We start from the raw sequence: 1,207 nt of genomic DNA, 5'->3' as shown, positions 1-1,207 counted from the left end.
CGGACGTCGTCGCCGACGATCCGCGCGCCCGCCTCGACCGTCTGCGCGCCCGGCGTGTGGCCGAGCGCTGCGACCAGGCCGGCGTGCTTCTCGAGGAGCTGGTGCACGCTGCGGAGGACGTTCGCGCGGTCACCGGCCACTCAGGTACCCCCGGAGGAAGACGTCCATGGGGACGGTGTGCGCCTTGTCGCCGACCGGCTGCAGGATGGGGTGCCCGACGGTGCCGGCGCGCAGGAGGTTGGAGCGGCCGCCCTTCGTGTGCCAGTGCCGGGTGACCATGCGGCGCCCGCGGTAGACGCGGCCCGTGGCGCCGCCGGGTGCGGACTGCAGGCTGCTACCAGGCCCGCCGACGTACAGGCCGGACGCGACGCTGGTGCCGCGCGCGCGGAGGTTCACCTTGCGGCGCGCCTGGCCGTGCACGACCTTGCCTCGCACCTGCCTGCCGTGGCGGAGGATGCCGGCGCCGTGACGTTGCATCCACAGGCCGATGTGCTTGGCTGGCACCCAGTGCGGCTTGAAGCCGAGCTCGAGGTGCGGGGCGTGCGGCGCGGCGCCGATCGGGATGCCCCACAGCACCGTGCGGCCGTCGCTCTCCTTGGTCTGCGTGATGCTGTTGCGGCGCGTGCCGTTGTCCGTATGCCTGGTCGCTTCGACCTTGGCGCGGTTGGTGAGCTCGACCGCGACGGCGTGCAGGCCCGCCTGGTGCCGCCTGCGCAGCTCCTGGATGACCTGGCGGGAGACGCCGGCCATCAGGGTCTCCGCCCGAGCGCGAGGCGCCACTCGCTCGAGGTGACGGCGGCGGCGAGCACCTGGTACTCACCCGCGCTCGCGTGCTGCGCGATCGAGACGCGGGTGGCGGTCTGGAGTCCCCCGGTCGTGTGAACGTGCAGGTTGCCGGTGATGACGCCCTCGAGCGCCGCCTGCCGCTCCCAGGACCGGGTCGGGGCGGAGAGGTAGGCGGGCCCGGCGTAGAGGACGGTCGCCTGCGGCGGCGTGTCGCCACGGTGCCCGTGGTCGAGCACGTCCACGTCCTTGTAGACGGTGACGACGCAGTTGGTCACGAGGCCACCGCCACGCTGGTGATCCACGGCCGGAGCAGCTGCTCAGCCGCGGGGACGGGGAACGCGTCGCGCCGCTCGGTGCCGGAGAAGTCGCCCAGGCTCAGGCCGTCGAAGCGGCTGCGCTCGCTGTCGGCGAGGCTCAGGTA

Annotated in this window: 2 protein-coding genes; both read right to left on the bottom strand. The window is 73.6% G+C overall.

Annotation, left to right across the window (positions count from 1 at the left end; all coding sequences use genetic code 11):
• Positions 1-129: 129 nt before the first annotated feature.
• Positions 130-750 carry a hypothetical protein gene (locus VF202_05905; GenBank protein ID HEX7039626.1) on the bottom strand — a complete coding sequence of 207 codons (621 nt, stop codon included), beginning with the start codon at positions 748-750 and terminating at the stop codon, positions 130-132.
• Entirely contained in the window at positions 750-1,061 is a 312-nt protein-coding gene (locus VF202_05900; GenBank protein ID HEX7039625.1) for a hypothetical protein, read from the bottom strand. Before VF202_05900 ends, VF202_05905 begins: the two co-directional genes overlap by 1 nt.
• Positions 1,062-1,207 lie beyond the last annotated feature (146 nt).

The organism is Trueperaceae bacterium (assembly GCA_036381035.1).
Classification (GTDB): domain Bacteria; phylum Deinococcota; class Deinococci; order Deinococcales; family Trueperaceae; genus DASRWD01.
Note: the sequence above shows the minus strand (reverse complement) of the source record. Positions and strands in the feature narration are given on the sequence as shown.